This window comes from Parabacteroides johnsonii DSM 18315, from assembly GCF_025151045.1.
Classification (GTDB): Bacteria; Bacteroidota; Bacteroidia; order Bacteroidales; family Tannerellaceae; genus Parabacteroides; species Parabacteroides johnsonii.
Genome location: NZ_CP102285.1, coordinates 2,762,195 through 2,781,084 on the forward strand (window position 1 = coordinate 2,762,195; position 18,890 = coordinate 2,781,084).

The 18,890-nt window shown below is 37.7% G+C and carries 21 protein-coding genes; 19 read left to right on the forward strand and 2 right to left on the reverse strand.

Annotated features, from left to right (window positions below; genetic code table 11):
* The first annotated feature begins 35 nt into the window (after window positions 1-35).
* The 6 genes from NQ564_RS11300 (at window position 36) to NQ564_RS11325 (ending at window position 6,060) form a co-directional block, all read left to right on the forward strand.
* Window positions 36-1,232, forward strand: coding sequence for a glycosyltransferase (locus NQ564_RS11300; protein WP_008151247.1), 1,197 nt, complete (start codon window positions 36-38; stop codon window positions 1,230-1,232).
* A 95-nt stretch (window positions 1,233-1,327) separates the two neighbouring features.
* Window positions 1,328-2,389 (forward strand): hypothetical protein, encoded by a 1,062-nt coding sequence (locus tag NQ564_RS11305; protein ID WP_157632060.1) that lies wholly within the window; start codon window positions 1,328-1,330, stop codon window positions 2,387-2,389.
* The gene (locus NQ564_RS11310; protein WP_167317722.1) at window positions 2,361-3,560 is read left to right on the forward strand and encodes a glycosyltransferase family 4 protein; all 1,200 of its coding nucleotides are present in this window, start codon (window positions 2,361-2,363) and stop codon (window positions 3,558-3,560) included. Before NQ564_RS11305 ends, NQ564_RS11310 begins: the two co-directional genes overlap by 29 nt.
* On the forward strand, window positions 3,557-4,639 hold the full coding sequence (locus tag NQ564_RS11315; protein ID WP_008151251.1) for a polysaccharide pyruvyl transferase family protein: 1,083 nt from the start codon (window positions 3,557-3,559) through the stop codon (window positions 4,637-4,639). The genes NQ564_RS11310 and NQ564_RS11315 overlap by 4 nt, the downstream gene beginning before the upstream one ends.
* Before the next feature lie 201 nt (window positions 4,640-4,840).
* Entirely contained in the window at window positions 4,841-5,758 is a 918-nt protein-coding gene (locus NQ564_RS11320) for an IS1595 family transposase (RefSeq protein ID WP_008151252.1), read from the forward strand.
* Window positions 5,755-6,060, forward strand: coding sequence for a hypothetical protein (locus NQ564_RS11325; protein WP_008151253.1), 306 nt, complete (start codon window positions 5,755-5,757; stop codon window positions 6,058-6,060). Before NQ564_RS11320 ends, NQ564_RS11325 begins: the two co-directional genes overlap by 4 nt.
* Here NQ564_RS11325 and NQ564_RS11330 read toward each other — a convergent pair.
* Window positions 6,048-6,215 (reverse strand): hypothetical protein, encoded by a 168-nt coding sequence (locus tag NQ564_RS11330; RefSeq protein WP_008151254.1) that lies wholly within the window; start codon window positions 6,213-6,215, stop codon window positions 6,048-6,050. The two genes, NQ564_RS11325 and NQ564_RS11330, sit on opposite strands and share 13 nt — an antisense overlap.
* A 19-nt stretch (window positions 6,216-6,234) precedes the next feature.
* Here NQ564_RS11330 and NQ564_RS11335 point away from each other — a divergent pair, with 19 nt between their 5' ends.
* On the forward strand, window positions 6,235-6,483 hold the full coding sequence (locus tag NQ564_RS11335; RefSeq protein ID WP_157632061.1) for a hypothetical protein: 249 nt from the start codon (window positions 6,235-6,237) through the stop codon (window positions 6,481-6,483).
* Here the strand turns inward: NQ564_RS11335 and NQ564_RS11340 are convergent.
* The gene (locus tag NQ564_RS11340; protein WP_157632062.1) at window positions 6,442-6,696 is read right to left on the reverse strand and encodes a hypothetical protein; all 255 of its coding nucleotides are present in this window, start codon (window positions 6,694-6,696) and stop codon (window positions 6,442-6,444) included. The two genes, NQ564_RS11335 and NQ564_RS11340, sit on opposite strands and share 42 nt — an antisense overlap.
* Before the next feature lie 302 nt (window positions 6,697-6,998).
* Between NQ564_RS11340 and NQ564_RS11345 the strand changes: the two genes are divergently transcribed.
* The 12 genes from NQ564_RS11345 (at window position 6,999) to NQ564_RS11400 (ending at window position 18,885) form a co-directional block, all read left to right on the forward strand.
* The gene (locus NQ564_RS11345; protein ID WP_008151257.1) at window positions 6,999-7,637 is read left to right on the forward strand and encodes a hypothetical protein; all 639 of its coding nucleotides are present in this window, start codon (window positions 6,999-7,001) and stop codon (window positions 7,635-7,637) included.
* A gap of 98 nt (window positions 7,638-7,735) precedes the next feature.
* A complete protein-coding gene (locus tag NQ564_RS11350; protein ID WP_233421229.1) occupies window positions 7,736-8,653 on the forward strand; it encodes a glycosyltransferase family 2 protein in 918 nt (305 codons plus the stop codon).
* 14 nt (window positions 8,654-8,667) lie between these two features.
* Window positions 8,668-10,158: a lipopolysaccharide biosynthesis protein gene (locus NQ564_RS11355; protein ID WP_157632063.1), complete on the forward strand. Its 1,491-nt coding sequence runs from the start codon at window positions 8,668-8,670 to the stop codon at window positions 10,156-10,158.
* A gap of 117 nt (window positions 10,159-10,275) precedes the next feature.
* Window positions 10,276-11,349 carry a polysaccharide biosynthesis protein gene (locus NQ564_RS11360; protein ID WP_008151260.1) on the forward strand — a complete coding sequence of 358 codons (1,074 nt, stop codon included), beginning with the start codon at window positions 10,276-10,278 and terminating at the stop codon, window positions 11,347-11,349.
* A complete protein-coding gene (locus NQ564_RS11365) occupies window positions 11,349-12,566 on the forward strand; it encodes a capsular polysaccharide biosynthesis protein CapF (RefSeq protein WP_008151261.1) in 1,218 nt (405 codons plus the stop codon). The genes NQ564_RS11360 and NQ564_RS11365 overlap by 1 nt, the downstream gene beginning before the upstream one ends.
* A gap of 21 nt (window positions 12,567-12,587) precedes the next feature.
* The gene (locus NQ564_RS11370) at window positions 12,588-12,986 is read left to right on the forward strand and encodes a WbuC family cupin fold metalloprotein (RefSeq protein ID WP_008151262.1); all 399 of its coding nucleotides are present in this window, start codon (window positions 12,588-12,590) and stop codon (window positions 12,984-12,986) included.
* A gap of 13 nt (window positions 12,987-12,999) precedes the next feature.
* Window positions 13,000-14,181 carry a UDP-N-acetyl glucosamine 2-epimerase gene (locus tag NQ564_RS11375; RefSeq protein WP_008151263.1) on the forward strand — a complete coding sequence of 394 codons (1,182 nt, stop codon included), beginning with the start codon at window positions 13,000-13,002 and terminating at the stop codon, window positions 14,179-14,181.
* Window positions 14,182-14,358: 177 nt separating this feature from the next.
* Entirely contained in the window at window positions 14,359-15,495 is a 1,137-nt protein-coding gene (locus NQ564_RS11380) for a glycosyltransferase family protein (RefSeq protein ID WP_227963143.1), read from the forward strand.
* 15 nt (window positions 15,496-15,510) lie between these two features.
* Complete coding sequence (locus tag NQ564_RS11385) at window positions 15,511-16,467, forward strand: glycosyltransferase family 2 protein (RefSeq protein WP_008151265.1); 957 nt, start codon at window positions 15,511-15,513, stop codon at window positions 16,465-16,467.
* A gap of 45 nt (window positions 16,468-16,512) precedes the next feature.
* Window positions 16,513-16,989, forward strand: a complete 477-nt coding sequence (locus tag NQ564_RS11390; protein ID WP_008151267.1) for a serine O-acetyltransferase — start codon at window positions 16,513-16,515, stop codon at window positions 16,987-16,989.
* Window positions 16,990-17,050: 61 nt separating this feature from the next.
* Window positions 17,051-18,202, forward strand: coding sequence for a glycosyltransferase family 4 protein (locus NQ564_RS11395; RefSeq protein WP_008151268.1), 1,152 nt, complete (start codon window positions 17,051-17,053; stop codon window positions 18,200-18,202).
* Between the two features lie 74 nt (window positions 18,203-18,276).
* Entirely contained in the window at window positions 18,277-18,885 is a 609-nt protein-coding gene (locus NQ564_RS11400; RefSeq protein WP_039848292.1) for a sugar transferase, read from the forward strand.
* The last annotated feature ends 5 nt before the right edge of the window (window positions 18,886-18,890 follow it).

The following is an 18,890-nucleotide window of genomic DNA, read 5'->3' on the forward strand; positions in this document are numbered from 1 at the left end:
TATTTTATTGTTAAATTAATTAGGAGAGAGAAAAAGTGAAAGTACTACAAATTAATGCTGTATATGAATACAGTAGCACAGGGAGGACAACTACAGAGTTACATCAATATCTACTATCGCAAGGCATAGATTCGTATGTAGCGGCCAATAATGTAAATGATAGTGAGCATTTTATAAAACTCTCTTCAGTTTGGTCCATGCACTTGCATAGTTTCCTATCTCATTTAACAGGTAAGCAAGGCTATTTCTCCTATTTTTCGACAAAAAAATTATTAAGAAAAATGGATAAGATTAAGCCTAATGTTGTTCATCTCCGTGTATTGCATTCAAATTGCATCAATTTGTCTTTACTATTAAAGTATTTAGCTCAACATAATATCCCAACCGTGCTCACACTCCATGATTGTTGGTATTTCACAGGACATTGCTGTTATTTTACTGACTCTGGATGTAGTAAATGGAAATATAGCTGTGGAAATTGTATAGATATAAAAAAATGGAATTCAAGTTGGTTTTTTGATCATAGCAAATCTAATTTAAAAGACAAGGAAAAATTATTTAGTATAATTCCAAAGGTTGCTGTAATTGGAGTCTCTGATTGGGTAACAGCTTTTATTAAAGATTCAATATTGAAAGATTCGTATATAATTCGACGAATTTACAATTGGATAGATTTAAGCAAATTTTTCCCTCATCCTACAGATGTGCGTAAGAATTTTAATATTGAACAAGACTTTGTAGTATTAGGTGTTGCTCAGAATTGGACTTTATCAAAAGGTATAGAAGACATAAAGATTGTTGCAATGCACAGACCTAATTATAAGTTCATTTTGGTAGGAAATGTTTTTAAGGAAACGCAACCGTTACCGCAAAATATCATTATGGCAGGCGTGACATCTTCTGTAGGAGAATTAGCTGATTACTATGCTTGTGCTGATGTTTTCCTTAATCTATCTATGCGAGAAACTTTTGGCAAAGTTACGATAGAGGCACTAGCATGTGGAACACCAGTTGTAGCTTATAATCTGTCTGCAACTTCCGAATTAGTTAAAAGAGAATGCGGCTTCCTTTGCAAATACAAAGATTATGATTCTATTATTCATGGATTGGATACAATACGGAATAAGGGGAAAAAATCTTATTCTGAAGCCTGTGTTGAATTTGTGACTTCAAATTTCGATAAATATAAACTTATGAACGACTACATTCAGCTTTATAAAGAATTGCAATGAAGAGGAGCTTGAATTATAATTGGAAGAATATATTGTTATTCTTTCTACCATTTTTCTATTTGTATATTCGAGTAATCAATTCATATATAAATTTTGTGTCTACAGGAAATATAGATGGACGTGCTAGTTATATCATTTTCTTTACTCTGATAGGATTTTTCCTTTTGCGAGAACAAGTCATTAGTACAACAATAGCCAGTGCTTTCATATTCACTATATATATGGTGATAAATCCTTTATTAGAAGGGATTAGCAATCCGATTCAATATATGTCGAGCTATATCATATGGCCAGTTGTGTTTTACATTACCTACAACTTAACTTATAAAGAAAAAGATGTATCATTGATTAGTTATCTTGGAGCAATCACTTGTAATATTACAGCTTTCTTATATATTACCTTAACTAATATGGATATATATTCGTTAATTGGCACAAATAACGCTATCGCCGGATATAATTCCATATATTATGTCCTATTATTATACCCGTTTGTTTTTCTAATAAAAGATAGGAAACATGTATTATTATTGGTTTTATTGCCAATAATATCTTTTTTTGTTTCTACCAAATCTACTTGTATCATATCTTCTGTCTTTATCTTGGTATATTATATACATTCAACTTTTTCAGAAATAGAAATATCAAAAAAAATTGTTCTATTGGTAGCGGGATTTATTATGGCATACTTGATTTCTCTCTTTTTTCAATTTCCAAGTGTTTTTCATGGGTTGCAAGAAGACTTTAGTTCTGGAGGCAATGGAAGAAGCGAGATAGCCCTACAAGTTTTTTACAATTTTCTGAGTCATTCATCTTTAAGTGAAATGTTGTTGGGACATGGGACAAATGCCGTTTCCAAAGCATTGAATATAGGAGCCCATAATGATTTTCTAGAAACTTTGTATAATTATGGTCTCATAGGCATATTGCTATTTTTCTTGTTCTGGTACAATCTTATTAAGAATATCAAGTACCTAGAGAGCGGTACTGAAGAAAAAAGAGCTTATATTATTTCTTTAATTGTATTTTTTGTGTGTTGCATGGTTAGTAAATTGCTTGGTACTCAAATCCAAATGCTTTTACTAGCTATCTTTTGGGGAGTTATACTTAAACAAAATGATAAAAAATATGAGAATAGCACTTATTACAGCATCTGAACGCCCCATACCAGCAACTAAAGGTGGTGCAACACAAACAATGATGACTCATCTTATAGATGTAAATGAAGAATATGGAGAACATCATTTCTTTATTTTTAGCTATTATGATTATTTAGCTTATAGTAAATCTAAAGAATATAAGCATACATCCTTTTATTATTACAAGCCTAATGCGAAAATGGACAAACTTCAAAATTTATTTTGGAGAATGATGCGTAAACTGAGTGCAGAGCAGATCTATTTACGCTCTAATTTTATAAAATGGTGCGTAAATACTATCAGCAAAGAGCACTATGACATTGTCATTCTTGAAGGACAGTGCTTTCATACTCAATACATGCGGCAACTATATAAAGGTCCTCTTATTCTTCATATGCACATTGATCGTCTAAACAATGAGCTTAAAAGCACCAAAGATATCATTAATTGCTGTGATGGTCTATTCGCAATCAGTGAATTTTGCAAACGCAGAATGACCAATGTCGTACCTTGTGCTTCAGAAAAAATTATTGTAGTAAGAAACACTGTTGATACAGATAGATTCTCACGGAGGGGGCGAAAGAATGCAGCTTTAGCAATTCGTAACAAAGCCGGAGTGAAACCAAATCAAAAATTAATATCCTACTGTGGAAGAATAGTTCCTGATAAGGGCGTATTAGAATTGGTAAAAGCAATGGTTTTATTAAACGATTCCAACCTAAAATTGATGATTATAGGTAGTAGCGTTTATGCTGGAAGTAAGAAAAATGATTATATACTGAAAGTAGAAAAAGAAGCTAAGAAGATTTGCGGAGGAGCTTTGTTTACAGGTTATATAGAACAATCGAAGCTGCCTAATTATCTGTCAGGAAGTGACATTACTGTAATACCGTCACTTTGCCGGGAAGCTGCGGGAAATGTTACATTAGAAGCTTTAGGTTGCGAAGTGCCTGTAATAGCATCTTCGCAGGGTGGAATCCCTGAATATGCTGATACAATGGCTTGTCGTCTTGTAAACTGCGATGAACATTTTATAGAAAATTTAGCAAAGGAAATTCATGAACTTGCATATAATGAAAAATTGTACTCATCATTAAAGTTTCACGCACGTGAAGTAGCGGTTGCATATAACAAATATAATTATTATAGGAATTTCATTCATGCAGTTAATTCAATTTTAAACCAATGAAAATAGGGACGTTAACTTTTCATACAGCTCACAATTATGGAGCAATGCTTCAAGCGTATGCTCTTGTATATTACTTACGCTCGCAAGGTCATGAAGCTGAAATAATTGACTATCAAGCGGAATTTAATAAAAAACGTTTTGCGCCTAAATCGATTAGCCATTTTTTGAATTTACGGGAAATTTACAACATATTATTTCGAAATTCATATCAGAAGCCTTGTCCTCAAGCATTCTATGATTTTTATACAAATTATCTCCCCAAATCAAGAAGTTCTTACACCAAAGAAGAATTAACTAAGGTCGCTGCTTTTTATGACAAAATTGTTTCAGGAAGTGACCAGGTTTGGAATTTGGCATGTACTGATGGAGATGACTCTTATTTCCTTCCATTTGCTCCCTATGAGAAGAAATATGCTTATGCAGCCAGTATGGGAGTTTCTACAATTCCCAAACAATTGAAAATATGTCTTACTGATTATATCAAATCTTTTAAAGGAATATCCGTTCGAGAACATGAAGCCGTCAGCATTGTAAAAGAATTAACGGGCAAAGATGCTACATTAGTTGTAGATCCGGTTTTACTCTTGACTCAAGAACAATGGGAAAAAATCGCTGATTACAGCCGATGTCCACAAAAGAATTATCTTTTGATTTATGCTATGAGTGAAGATATGGAACTTCTTAAGTTTGCGAAACAATACGCTAAAGACTATGGTTTAGAAATAGCTTATATTAACCAACGTTTGTTTAAGCGTATTAAAGCTATTCATCTCAGAAATGTGACACCCAATCAATGGCTTGGATTATTTTTAAATGCCACTACAATTGTTACAAATTCTTTCCATGGGTCAGCATTCGGGATAAATTTCGGGAAAAATCTCTTCATCAAATATATCCCAAGAAGTATTGCCAATAGCCGATTACAAACACTTGTGAAAGACTATAGTCTGGAAAGTCATCTTATCAACAGTAATACTTTCTCCCAAGAGAGCAAATTAAATTTGAATGAAGCTGCCAAAACGTTAGAGAGACATAGAGATTTATCCTATAGATATATCTCAGAACATTTGTTGTCATAAGTCAGTGAACTTTGCATATGAATCTACTCATTTCAATTATCATTCCTGCCTATAATTGCCAATCTACATTATTGCGTGCGGTTAATAGTGTAAGGTAACTATATACCAGTTTGCAGAAGATAAGTAATATATTAATTTCTCTTTATTGTACCATGTACATTATTTGTTTCATATCTTTACCATATTTAAAAATGAACTATTATGATAAATGTAAAATCATTCAATTCATTAATAGAACTTGCAGAGGCTTTTTCAACAGAAGAAGTATGTTTAAAGTATCTGGAAAGTTTAATATGGGAGAATGGTGTAGTGTCACCTTTCGATCCAGAATCAAAAGTGTACGTGTGTTCCAATAATAGGTATATCTGCAAAAACACAGGCAAATCGTTCAACGTTAAAACGGGAACAATCTTTGAGAATACAAAGTTGCCATTAAGAAAATGGTTTATGGCTATCTGGTTGGTTCTTTCCCACAAGAAAGGCATATCATCTTTGCAGTTGTCAAGAGATATAAAAGTTACCCAAAAGACTGCATGGTTCATGTTGCAGCGTATTAGAGAATGTTTAATGTGTAAAAACGAAGGGAGGTTGGAAAATGAAGTAGAAGCAGATGAAACCTTTGTAGGCGGAAAGAACAAGAATCGCCACAAAGACAAGAAAGTAAAGAAATGTCAAGGTCGAAGTTTTAAAGACAAGACTCCTGTTTTGGGAATGGTTGAACGAAAAGGGGAAGTCGTTACAAGAGTTATCAAAAGTACGTCCAGAAGCGAAATAACTCCTATAATTCAGCAATTCGTAGACAAAAGGGCTGTTTTATATACTGATGAATGGGGAGGGTATGATGAAATTGACAAATCCTATTACCATTACACGGTCGATCATGGCAAAGGACAGTATGTGAATGGAAGAATATATACCAATACGATAGAAGGCTTTTGGACAGGCTTAAAAAGAGGCTACATCGGGATTTATCATTACATGAGTCCAAAGCATCTACAACGGTATGCTAATGAGTTTACCTTCCGGTACAATACCAGAAAGGTTAGTGATTTTCACAAATTTAATTTGTTACTTTGTAACATTAAATATCGTATAACTTACAAACGACTGATTGCATGAGCAAGAAAGGAATGACAACCGGAGAAGAATTTGAGGATTTTCTAAAATTTGCAATGAAATATAGACCTCAAAAAAGAAGGACTAAAAGCAAGTCAAAAGAAAAAATATGCTTTACGCCTTCCGAAGTAAGGGATATTTTCAAGCAAAACAACTTGACTGACGAATCTTTGTACAAGAGATTGCTGGGAATGGGTGAAAGTTCCGACAATGCAAAAATATTAGTGCAAAGAATCCTTCACCCTACTGAAAAGGATTTGGAATTAGAACAGTTGGTCAAAGAAAAAGACCTTTATTTAGATTGATCTTCTTCTTTGTTTGTTTCATCTTGAAGGTCTGAATCTTCTAAGATTACACCTAAAACGGGTATGACATCTTTATCCAGTACAATAGCAGAACATTTCTGACACATATAACCGGAAGGAGTTTTTATCCATTTATGCTTACAATCAGTTTTCATAAAATATTAAAAATCAATCATGAAAGAAAAAATACCACCTACTACAGAACAATGTAGGAAACAATTGGAAGAGATCGCCAAAGAAATGAACCTCCCCATTGAGGATACAAGGGTTTATCGTCAATGGGGGAAAAGAGGAGGATTTTTTAATGACGAAACTTTTGTAAAATTAATTGCACCTCTATACTGCCCGTCTTCTAAATTCAAAATCGAATGGAATGAAGAATTAGGTGTACATGTCGCTGTCCGAAAGGTCTTGGGGACGTAAAAAAAGTGGAGGATATTTTTCATATTTAAGCATATCTGCATAATCCCCTATTTCTATATCAGAAATGTTTAAAGGATATCTGTTTTTATTTTTGTCAATTGCAGAAATAGTATATTCATCTACTATTTCTGCAATTATAAATATTTGATCTGGATCACTTTTTAGTTTAACATAATCCCCAATCTTAATTTCTTGTTCATTCGTATTTTCCATAATATTCATTTTTAAGTTTACCGCAAATGTAACACTATACTGTTACATGTCAAAATAAAATGTTACATTTGTAGCGTCCAGAGGGACTATTGTGGAAAATTTTCGGAAGTGCCTTTTTTCTGTTAAAGTCGCCAATTTTTAACAACACGCAAGGCACAAGTAACTTGCTATATCAAGTGGGTTGCTTGTCTGCGCGTGTACAGGGGTTTGGCGACACCTAACAGAAAAGTGGATAGCAGCCCACTTCTTTTTTTGATAATCATTCCTTTGTTGGCTGTTGGAAGGAGTAAAATAACAAAAGTATGGTAAAATTAAAGTTTTTGTTTGTAACGCTTTTAATGGTGACAACAATTAATGTATGGGGACAAGAAAGTTTTAAAGTAGAAGATTTCTATCTTCCAGAGGAAGGGACTTGTGTTAAGATTTTAGGAACAGTAAAACCAAGTCAAATAGGAAAACAAATTGTTTATACTCCTAAATTGAGATCAATAGTAACATCTATGATGATGGGAGAAACTACTATATCAACAAAAACGGTAACGTATTATGCTTCCCAAGCTAATTCTATTGTTCTTGATAAAATTAAAGTTTCAGATATAAGTGGACATACAAACAATTATGTTTTGAAGGAAGATGAGTTTGCAAAAGACCCTAATTCCATAAAAGAAGACCTTATACTTCCTCCATCGGAAAAAGGGAAAGCAACGTGGACTTATGTTGATTTTAGTGGGGATAAATTGAGTTTGGAATCTATGTACGAGGATATAGTTTTTGATGGAAAACCGCTTAAAACTATAAAAGTTGTGCGTAGAATAAAGGGGACTTCATTTTGTGAGATATATTATTATGGTTACAAGAAAGGTTTAATAAAGGAAGATGTAGTAAAGGAAAATGGACAAATTGAAACTTTATTTAAACTTAAAAAGATTTATAAATTATAGGAAAACTAATTAAAAACAACGGTAACTTTGTACTGGTGCAAACTGGTATATAGTTACCTAGTGTAATTAATCAATCTTACACAAATCTTGAAATTATAATCGTTGACGATGGCAGCACTGATGAAACTCCCGATCTTTGTGAACATATCGCTACTACAGACAATCGAATTCGTGTAATACACAAGCAGAACGGTAGGCAAGCAAGTGCAAGAAATGCCGGACTGAAAGTTTGCAAAGGAGAATATATTCTTTTCCTTGATAGTGATGATGAATTACAACCGAACTGTTGCGAAATTGTAACGAAACAAATAACCGTAAGCCCTGATTTTGTATTATTTGGCTTTAATGTGTACAAAAACGGAAGACTCTTACGAACTCCGAATCCAGGTAATGCAATCTATCAAAATGGTAATTGGGAAATATTCAAAAAGCATTTCAAATATCTTATGCCGTCTCCATGTAATAAATTATACAAAAAAAGCTACATAAAAGTTTTGTTTGATGAAAGTTGCGTCTATGGTGAAGATAGCATCTTCAATTATGCAAATCTCACAGAAGGAACAGTTTTGGTTGCGATTGAAAAGTGTTTATATAATGTTTATTTGGATAAGGAAGATTCTGTAAACAAAACATTTAAAGAAGGAAAACTTCGTGATATTATCAAAGGCGCAAATATTAGAGTCAATAAACTTACTAATATTTTCGATATTAAAAATAAAGCTTTGGATGAAATTAGGATTGAAGCATTAGATGGAATTTTAGAAGGAGTATATACCTGCTGTAATGCACTTCCACAAAAAACAGCGATTAAAGAGCTTGAAATCAATCTGAATAATGATAGGGTATTAGAACGTAAACTTACTTCCACAAGGTTGCATTTACGTCCATTGAATTTTTTCTGTCAGAATAAACATTTCAAGACCGCTTACATTTACTGTCGAATACTTGGCTGGACAATACCTAAAGCAAGAAATCTAAGGAACATACTTCATAAATGGGCTCATACAGGACATTGAACACAATTAAGAATTTGAGTATAGGTTCTGGAACTCAAATTCTATCTTTGCTTTTGTCTTTTGTGACACGAACTGTGTTTGTTGTCACTTTAGGGAATGAATATCTATCAGTCAATGGATTATTTACTAACATCCTTACCTTATTATCATTTACTGAGTTGGGTATCGGATCTGCGATTATTTACAGTCTTTATAAACCTTTGGCTTTAGGAGATAGAGAACAAGTAGGTAAACTTATCAATCTTTTTGCTACGGCATACCGTTACATAGCCATTACCATATTACTCTTAGGATTGTCTGTTATACCTTTTTTAGACTTGATTATTTCTGATGTACCTGATGTAAAGGAGAACATCACATTATTATATATATTGTTCCTATTGAATACAGTATGTTCATATATTTATGGGTATAAAAAATCTCTTTTGATTGCCGATCAAAAAAATTATATTGTCATAGCTATACATACAGCATTAAATATATTATTAGTTGGTATACAAGTAGTAATATTATATCTGACCCATAATTTCATCCTCTTTCTTGTGGCTTTCATCGTTGTCACTTTAGCTAATAACATTTTTACAACTGTCTATGTAAACAAGAAGTATGCATGGATTTCGGAATACGAACATCTAAAATTACAAGTAGAAGAACGGCAAAATATTTTTTTTAATATAAAAAATATTATTATCTACAAACTTGGTTCGGTTATTCTTAACGGCTCAAGCAGTATAATAATATCGGGATTTATTAAGACGACATTAGTAGGTGTATGTTCAAACTATTCCCTTATAATCAATGCAATTACGACTATTATAAACCAAGGGGTTGCAGGCATCAGTGCCAGCATTGGAAATTATAATGTTATGGCATCCAAAGAAGATAATGAAAACACCTTCAAACAGCTTAGTCTTTTGTCCTTTTGGTTGGTAGGTACTGTTTCCGTTAGTATGTCATGCTTGTTGACTCCTTTTGTTTATTTATGGTTGGGTAGAGAATTTTTGTTGGATGATATTGTAGTTGTAACTTTAGTATTGGGGTTTTATGTACTCATGATAAATTCAATACCATCTTCTTATAGAACGGCCATGGGGCTTTTTAAGGAAGCAAGATTTGCACCGTTATATGCAGCTATTATCAATATCGCATTTGGAATTATTGGTGCAATATATTTGGAGCTGCCAGGTGTGTTCATTGCAACAGTAATAGCTAGACTTTTTACATATTGCATTATTGATCCTTATTTTGTATATCGGAAGGGATTTGATAAATCACCAAAATCTTATTATGGAAGGTTCATTGTTTGGATGGTTTTATTGTTTGCCTCATATTTTATTAGCCATTTGATTATTGATTGGGTTAGAATATCTGGGTTATTAGGTCTCATTTTCGATGCTGTTATAAGTATATTATCTTTCAATGTAATATTCTTAGCGGTTTATGGCAAAACGACTGAAATGAAATTAGCTGTTAATCGAATTCGAAAAAACATACTTCATAAATGAAAAGGTAAGTAAGCACTCAATTCAGGTTATTGAAAAATACTCTTTAAAGGGAGTTCCATAAATTGAGTGCTCGTAGGTAAAAATTACTGATAACAATTATTTTATCATTCATACATTATGTCAGTTTTCAAAGATAAAGTTTTGCTGATAACCGGTGGTACCGGTTCTTTCGGCAACGCAGTGCTACGCCGTTTTCTAGATAGCGACATTAAGGAAATACGCATCTTTAGCCGTGACGAGAAAAAACAGGATGACATGCGTCATCTGTTGCAAAATCCCAAAGTGAAATTCTATATTGGAAATGTACGTAATAAGACATCAGTAGATGTGGCGATGCGTGGAGTGAACTACGTGTTTAGTGCTGCTGCTTTGAAGCAAGTACCCAGCTGCGAGTTTTTCCCAATGGAAGCTACTCGTACCAATGTATTAGGTACGGAAAATGTACTTCTCTCTGCCATAGAACACGGAGTGAAGAACGTCGTGGTGCTCAGCACGGACAAGGCGGCTTACCCCATCAACGCCATGGGCATCAGCAAGGCACTGATGGAGAAAGTGGCCATTGCCAAGGGACGTGAATTGGGCGAGAACGCACAGACGACTATCTGCTGCACACGCTATGGTAACGTGATGGCCAGTCGTGGTTCTGTGATTCCCTTGTGGGTGGAACAGATGATGGACGGCAAACCCATTACCATCACAGATCCGAACATGACCCGCTTTATGATGACGCTTGATGATGCGGTAGACTTGGTAGTCTATGCTTTCACACACGGGCATAACGGAGACCTCTTCGTGCAGAAAGCTCCTGCCGCTACTTTGGCCACCTTGGCTACAGCCTTGAAGGAGATTTACGCACAAATCAATCCCAAGTATGGAGAAACCGAAGTCAAGGTCATCGGTACTCGCCATGGAGAAAAGCTTTACGAAACGCTGGTGACCCGTGAGGAGATGGCCAAAGCCATAGACATGGGCGATTATTACAGAATTCCTTGTGACAACCGCGACTTGAACTATGACAAATTTTTCATTGAAGGAGACGAAAAGGTGTCCCAAATAGAGGATTATCATAGCCACAACACGACTCAGCTGGATGTGGAAGGCATGAAAAAGCAATTGATGCGCCTTCGCTTCATTCAGGAAGATTTGGGCTTGATAGAACGCGCCAATGCAAAAGAAATTCGTTCAGAATAATGAAGATACTGGTTACGGGGGCAAGGGGATTTGTCGGCAAGAACCTTTGCACCCAACTCAAGAACATACGTGATGGCAAGGCACGCAATTATGGCGAGCTTGTCATTGAGGAAGTGATGGAATACGACATCGATTCCACTCCGGAACAGCTCGATGAGTATTGCGCTAAGGCTGATTTCGTCTTTAACCTTGCGGGGGTAAACCGCCCCAAAGAGCAGAGCGAGTTTATGGCAGGCAACTTTGGATTTGCCTCTATGTTGCTTGATGCGCTGCGCAAACACTACAATCGCTGTCCAGTCATGCTATCGTCATCCATTCAGGCGACCTTGATAGGGCGATATGGGGAATCTGACTATGGCAAATCGAAGCTGGCTGGCGAGGAACTGTTCTTCCGTTATGGCGAAGAAACAGGCGCAAAAGTATTAGTCTATCGTTTCCCAAACCTGTTTGGAAAATGGTGTCGTCCGAATTACAATTCCGCAGTTGCCACTTTTTGCCACAACATTGCCAACGATCTGCCCATCTCAGTCAACGACCGTTCCACCGCACTTGAACTTCTCTACATCGATGACCTCGTGGAGGAGATGATTGCCGCATTGACAGGGAATGAGCACCATTGCGAATTTGACGGAGTGGAAACGGTGCTGAATCCGGAGGGACGCTATTGTGCTGTGCCGGTAAGCCACAGGGCGACTTTAGGAGAAATCGTTGATTTGCTACAATTGTTCCACAGTCAACCCCAGACCCTCTTGATTCCTCAGATTCCAACCGGATCGTTTGCCAAGAAATTGTATTCCACCTATCTGACTTATCTGCCCAAAGAGGAAATGGCCTTTCCGTTGAAAATGAATATTGATCAGCGAGGTTCATTTACCGAGCTACTGAAAACCGCCGACTGCGGGCAGGTGTCGGTGAACATCACCAAACCGGGTATTACGAAAGGGCAACATTGGCATAATTCCAAGTGGGAGTTTTTTATCGTAGTGGCCGGACATGGGCTGATTCAGCAGCGCAAGGTGGGAACAGATGAAGTAATAGAATTTGAAGTGTCTGGCGAAAAGATAGAAGCCGTACATATGCTTCCCGGCTATACGCACAATATAATCAACTTATCGGATACAGAAAACTTGGTTACTGTGATGTGGGCTAACGAACCGTTTGATCCCAACCGACCGGACACGTATTATGAAGAGGTGGTATTGAAAGAAAATAAATAGGCACTTGATAAATAATGTTTTATGCAATTAATCAATGATATTTTGCTGGACGAAGTGTCGGAGAAAGCCACACTCAGTCCTCGTTTGCGGATGAACTATAATCTGCATGACGATTTGGAGGCCAAGGCACAACGCCTGCTGAACGCTTTGGAGCCGGGAACGCAGTTACCTGTACATCGGCATCCACATACTGCTGAGACCTATATCCTGTTAAGAGGAAGGATAAACGTCCTCTTCTACAATGAAGACAAACAAGTGCAGGAAAGACAGGAATTGTCTGTAGCTTCAGGAATCTATGGCGTACACATCCCTGCCGGACAATGGCATACATTGGAGGTTTTGGAAAACGCGACGGTAATCTTTGAAGTAAAAGACGGACCTTATACCCCTCTGACTGAGGACAACATCATGAATCTCTAAAACAAAAGCGATAATGGAACTGAGAACAGATTATTCGGACATTAAATTCGCCGGGAACGGGAAACTGAAACTGCTGATCATCGTAGGTACCCGCCCGGAGATTATCCGGCTGGCGGCAGTGATCACGAAGTGCCGCCAATACTTCGACTGCATCCTGGCGCATACCGGGCAAAACTACGACTACAACCTGAACGGCGTGTTCTTCCGTGACCTGAAACTGAAAGAGCCGGAAGTGTATATGGATGCCGTTGGGGATGATTTGGGGGCAACGATGGGCAACATCATCAACGCTTCTTATAAACTAATGGTACAGATACTGCCGGATGCGGTGCTGGTACTTGGCGATACCAACTCCTGCCTCTCTGTGATAGGAGCAAAACGCCTGCACATCCCCATCTTCCATATGGAGGCAGGAAACCGCTGTAAAGATGAGTGCCTACCCGAAGAAACCAACCGCCGCATTGTGGATATCATCAGTGATGTGAACTTGGCCTACAGTGAACATGCCCGTCGCTACTTGGCAGAGTGTGGTCTGCCCAAGGAACGGACCTACGTGACTGGTTCGCCTATGGCGGAAGTGTTGCACGCTAACCTAGCGGAAATAGAGAAGAGCGACATCCACAAGCGTTTGGGTTTGCAGAAAGGCAAATACATCCTGCTGTCTGCCCACCGAGAAGAGAACATAGATACGGAGAAAAATTTCACCTCGCTGTTCAATGCTATTAACGCTTTGGCGGCCAAGTATGACATGCCTATCCTGTACAGTTGCCATCCACGCAGCCGTAAGCGTTTGGAAACAAGTGGATTCAAACTAGATACACGGGTCATTCGACACGATCCGTTAGGATTCCATGACTACAATTGCTTACAAATAAACGCCTTTGCCGTTGTGAGCGACAGCGGTACACTACCCGAGGAAAGCTCATTCTTCACCTCGGTTGGTCATCCTTTCCCAGCCGTCTGCATCCGTACCTCCACCGAACGTCCGGAGGCGCTGGACAAAGCATGCTTTGTGTTGGCAGGTATTGATGAGAAATCGCTTCTGCAAGCAGTGGAAACGGCTGTGGAGCTGCACAAAAAAGGTGATTACGGAACTCCTGTTCCTGACTATACGGGTGAGAATGTTTCTACAAAGGTGGTGAAACTTATTCAGAGTTACACGGGGGTGGTAAATAAGATGGTGTGGAGGAAATAAATAAACATGAGGATTCTACTTATTACTAGCGAAGAATGGAATGACTATGTCTATGGGAATGGTGTGCTTACAAACTGGTTCACTGGTTTTAATGCAGAATTCGCCCAAATATATACATCTCCAGGATTACCGATAAATAGCATTTGTGATAAATACTTTCAAATAACAGATGGCCAAATGGCTAAATCAATACTGGGAGGACACAAAGCTGGTAGAAAAATATCCAAGATCAGTAAGGCTAAAGATATTGTAGAAGCAAAGCAAAACGCTCAGCGGAAAGGCATATATGGATTCATGAAGAAAATATCAATGACTTTCAATACGCCTGTTCAATTACTTCGGGATTTTATTTGGTTAGCAGGACGGTACGATACGGAGGAATTACAAAAATTTATTCAAGAATTTAATCCTGATATTGTGTTCTGTCCGCGATATATTTCTCCGAAACAAATGCGTTTAGAAAAGTTGGTGTCTACTATGACAAGCGCTCCTTTTGTCGCATTCACAGCCGATGATGAAGCATCTGTTCCTAAATACGGAAGTTTATTAAATCGGATACGAAGGAAAGCCATTCACGAACGCTTTTCAAAACACATCTCACTTTACAGCCATTATTTCACATTCAGTCAAGACCAAGCTGCTGAATATAAGTCTGAATATGGTATTGAAAGTTCAACGTTAATGAAATGTGGTGAGTTCGCTGACAAATATACTCCTAAAGAAATAGGAACACCTATCCGGTTAGTATATGCCGGACGTTTATATTGTAACCGTTGGAAATCACTGGTTGAAATCGGCAGGGCTCTTCAGGTAATAAACAAGAACGGCATTCGCATGATACTTGACGTCTATACCCAAGAGGAGATGACCAGAGAGCAGAAAGCGGCACTTTCTGAGGATGCATTTATCTTTATGAAAGGGAGTGTAACTCCAGTTGAGCTTAAAAAAGTTTATAAAAATGCAGATATTGCCCTTCATGTGGAATCATTGGATAAAAAGAACAGATTGTTAACTAGGGTTTCTTTTTCAACCAAGATAATAGATTTAATGGCTTCGTCTTGCGCGATTATGGCAATTTGTTGGGAGAAACATGCAGGTTATCAATATCTCAAAGATAAAGATGCGGCATTTTGTTGTTCAGATTATCAAAGCATTTTGCCTCAACTTCAAAAAATTTGCGATATCCCTACTCTCATAACAGAATACCAGAAGAAAGCATATGAATGTGGGAAAAGAAATCACAGTAGAGCTATGATACAAGAACAGCTTTCTAGCAAATTTGAAGAACTTGCTAAAATATACGAGGATTGCTAAAACAAGTTGTATTTCATGAATAAAAATTTATTACCTAGAGTTTCAATTATTGTTCCTTGCTACAAAGTTGAACAATATTTGCCTACTTGCATAGAAAGTGTACTACATCAGTCATACGATAACTGGGAACTTATTCTTGTAGATGATGGATCTCCTGATAAGAGTGGTAAGATTTGCGATGAATATGCTAAGGAGGATAATAGAATAAAAGTTATTCATAAAACTAATGGAGGGGTTGCCGCAGCTCGCAATGTCGCAATAGATTTAGCGGAAGGAGAATATATTTCTTTTTTAGACGGGGATGATTTTCTACATGTAGATTATGTGCAGGATTTAATTAGCCTAGCCTTGAAACATCAAGCAGGGATTGTGCAATGTAATTATGTAAGGGGCAATGATCGTATATTCCCTAATGTTACAAAGGATTTATCTGTAAAAGTTTATAACTCTCATAGCATTTTCACTTCAGATGCTGCAAAAATTATTGTGTGGGGAAAACTTTACAAAACGAACATTGTCAAAAATTTTAAAATACCGGAAGGAAGATTTTTTGAAGATGATTGGATTACATGGAGGTGGTATTATTCGGCAAAGAAAATAGTTGTCACGTCACGCCCATATTATTATTATGCGTATAATGAAATGAGCACTATGACTCAACATAAAAAGAGACCAAATCTCAGTTTTATTGACGCTTATAATGAGCGCATCACTTTTTTTAAGCAAACAGCTGAACGTGATTTAGAAGATTGTTCATATCGTCAACTCTGCAAAGCTCTACTTCTTAGCTATATGAATCCCATGGCAACCAAAGAACAGAAGCAAATGATTCTATTTAAATTTAGTGAAAGCTGGAATGAAATACGGCATTCATCGGTAGTATCATTTAAACTAAAGTTTTCCATGGGATTATTTAATATATTTCCCAATATTGTAACTAAATTAGCCAACATTTTCCTATGTGCACCTTAAGAAAAATTACAAAATTTAACAGGGGGGGGGGTAAATAAGAGCCCTTTGCAAAAAAAAGTTTTAGCGTGGATTCATGGATATAATCACGATAAGTATTGGAGAAGAAGAAACATCGTTATTAATCCTCAAAACAAGACCCCTTTATTAATTAAGTTGTATTATTTATATTGGATAAAGAGGATAGATGCCCGACATCATTGTTCATTTGGTACGAATGTAAACGCTGGCAGTAGGTTTACTACTCCTCCATTTCTACCACATGGACCTAATGGAATTGTATGTGGACATGATATAATAGTTGGAGCTTACTGCACAATATATCATCAAGTAACAATCGCTGGTGGCAATGTTATTATAGGAGATTATTGCGAATTAGGTACAGGTGCAAAAATTTTACCAAATGTAAAAATTGGCAATTATTGCAAGGTTGGAGCCAATGCAGTAGTTGTGGAAGACATGCCTGATTATTCTGTTTGCGTAATGCAAAAGCCTAGAATTATTTTGAAAGAGCAAACTAAGTGATATTTGTATACACTGTTCCGCTGGCACAATATAATGTAAACATTTATCAGTACTTCAAGTGATGAAAAAATTAATATGGGTCACAACAGTCGCCCAGTCAATGGTACTGTTCAAGGGACAACTTAACTTCATGTCGAACCACTTCGACTTGACATTCGTCAGTTCGAACGAATTGAAGCCGAATGAATTGGGCGAAAGAGGAATGTCGGAAGGCATCCAAGTGCATGAACTTCCCATGAAACGGGAGATTTCACTCTTCAAGGACTTGAAAAGTCTGTTAGCTTTCTTATCTTATTTCCATATGATGAAACCGGATGCCGTACATGGAAACACACCAAAAGGTGCGTTGCTTGCCATGCTTGCAGCCAAACTGACGGGAATTAGAACTCGCATCTATATGTGCCACGGACTTCGATACCAAGGTTGCAGCGGCATAATGAGGCGGATATTGGAAAGCATGGAAAAGCTGACTTGCGCGTGCGCAACGCAGGTATTGTGCGTAAGTGATGGGGTAAAAAAAACGCTGGCAAAGGATGGTATTTGCCCGGCAAGGAAAAGCCGGGTAATCGGTTATGGCAGTTGCAATGGGATCAATAAAGATTTCTTTGACGCTTCTGCGTACAGTCAGGAAGAGAAGGAAGGGCTGAGGAATCAATACGGCATCAGCAAGGATGATTTCCTATTTATCTTTATGGGACGTATCGTCAAGGACAAAGGGGTCAATGAAATGATTGAGGCATTTACCCGATACAGGAAAGAGAATCCTCGTGTACGTTTGCTAATTTTAGGGGCTTTTGAAAACGAACAGAATCCTGTGGATGCCCGTGTGCAGGACGTGATAAGGGGGAATCAAGATGGAGTGGTGTATGGCGGAAGACAATCGGACGTAAGGCCTTTTCTGGCGGCATCGCAATGCCTGCTATTGCCGTCGTATAGGGAAGGATTCGGCATGGTCTTAATGGAAGCGGGCGCCATGGGCGTGCCGGTCATCAGTTCGGACATCATCGGGTGCAACAATGTGGTGACCGAAGACAATGGGTTACTGGTGGAACCGAGGAATGCAGATGACCTCTATCGAAAAATGAAAAGGATGGTAGAAGACACTGCCTTATACCAACATTTCGCAGCCTCCACCCGGCCGTCCATCGTCAACCGATTTGACCAACAGAGGCTCTGGAATGAATTCCTCGCGTATTACCAACGGATCATTTGAATTTGTTTCTTGGAGCGATAATCACGCGAAGAATATGATGTATATGTACGATGTACATTTGTGAACGCAAAATCATGTATAAACATTGTTTGAAACGAGTGATAGATTTTATCCTCGTCCTTTGCGTATTGGCTGTCATTTGGCCGATACTCCTTGTCATTACCCTTTGGCTGCATTTCGCAAATAAGGGTGCGGGGGCTTTCTTCCTGCAAGAACGTCCGGGTAAGAACGGTAAAATTTTCAAGGTCATCAAATTCAAGACCATGACGGACGAGCGGGATGCCGATGGAAACCTGTTGCCGGATGAACAACGGCTGACCAAGGTGGGCCGATTTGTCCGTTCCACTTCCATTGACGAGTTGCCACAGCTGATAAACGTGTTGAAAGGCGACATGGCCTTGATTGGACCTCGCCCCCTGCTTGTGCAATACTTGCCCTTATACAACAAGGAACAGGCAAGGCGTCACGAAGTACGTCCGGGAATCACAGGTTGGGCGCAATGCAATGGGCGGAACGCCATCAGCTGGAGCAAGAAGTTTGAACTGGACGTGTGGTATGTAGACCATTGTTCTTTCCTGTTGGATCTGAAAATCATCTTACTAACTATAAAGAAGGTATTGGTTCGGGAAGGTATTTCCTCGGAAACGTCCGCCACGATGGAACCTTTTACCGGAAATAACTGATTCGC

Coding starts and splice junctions, on each gene's coding strand:
- NQ564_RS11310 (WP_167317722.1), top strand. CDS start 2,361: ATGAGAATAGCACTTATTACAGCATCTGAACGCCCCATACCAGCAACT.
- NQ564_RS11315 (WP_008151251.1), top strand. CDS start 3,557: ATGAAAATAGGGACGTTAACTTTTCATACAGCTCACAATTATGGAGCA.
- NQ564_RS11320 (WP_008151252.1), top strand. CDS start 4,841: ATGATAAATGTAAAATCATTCAATTCATTAATAGAACTTGCAGAGGCT.
- NQ564_RS11325 (WP_008151253.1), top strand. CDS start 5,755: ATGAGCAAGAAAGGAATGACAACCGGAGAAGAATTTGAGGATTTTCTA.
- NQ564_RS11330 (WP_008151254.1), bottom strand. CDS start 6,215: ATGAAAACTGATTGTAAGCATAAATGGATAAAAACTCCTTCCGGTTAT.
- NQ564_RS11335 (WP_157632061.1), top strand. CDS start 6,235: ATGAAAGAAAAAATACCACCTACTACAGAACAATGTAGGAAACAATTG.
- NQ564_RS11340 (WP_157632062.1), bottom strand. CDS start 6,696: ATGGAAAATACGAATGAACAAGAAATTAAGATTGGGGATTATGTTAAA.
- NQ564_RS11345 (WP_008151257.1), top strand. CDS start 6,999: ATGGTAAAATTAAAGTTTTTGTTTGTAACGCTTTTAATGGTGACAACA.
- NQ564_RS11360 (WP_008151260.1), top strand. CDS start 10,276: ATGTCAGTTTTCAAAGATAAAGTTTTGCTGATAACCGGTGGTACCGGT.
- NQ564_RS11365 (WP_008151261.1), top strand. CDS start 11,349: ATGAAGATACTGGTTACGGGGGCAAGGGGATTTGTCGGCAAGAACCTT.
- NQ564_RS11370 (WP_008151262.1), top strand. CDS start 12,588: ATGCAATTAATCAATGATATTTTGCTGGACGAAGTGTCGGAGAAAGCC.
- NQ564_RS11375 (WP_008151263.1), top strand. CDS start 13,000: ATGGAACTGAGAACAGATTATTCGGACATTAAATTCGCCGGGAACGGG.
- NQ564_RS11380 (WP_227963143.1), top strand. CDS start 14,359: ATGGCTAAATCAATACTGGGAGGACACAAAGCTGGTAGAAAAATATCC.
- NQ564_RS11385 (WP_008151265.1), top strand. CDS start 15,511: ATGAATAAAAATTTATTACCTAGAGTTTCAATTATTGTTCCTTGCTAC.
- NQ564_RS11395 (WP_008151268.1), top strand. CDS start 17,051: ATGAAAAAATTAATATGGGTCACAACAGTCGCCCAGTCAATGGTACTG.
- NQ564_RS11400 (WP_039848292.1), top strand. CDS start 18,277: ATGTATAAACATTGTTTGAAACGAGTGATAGATTTTATCCTCGTCCTT.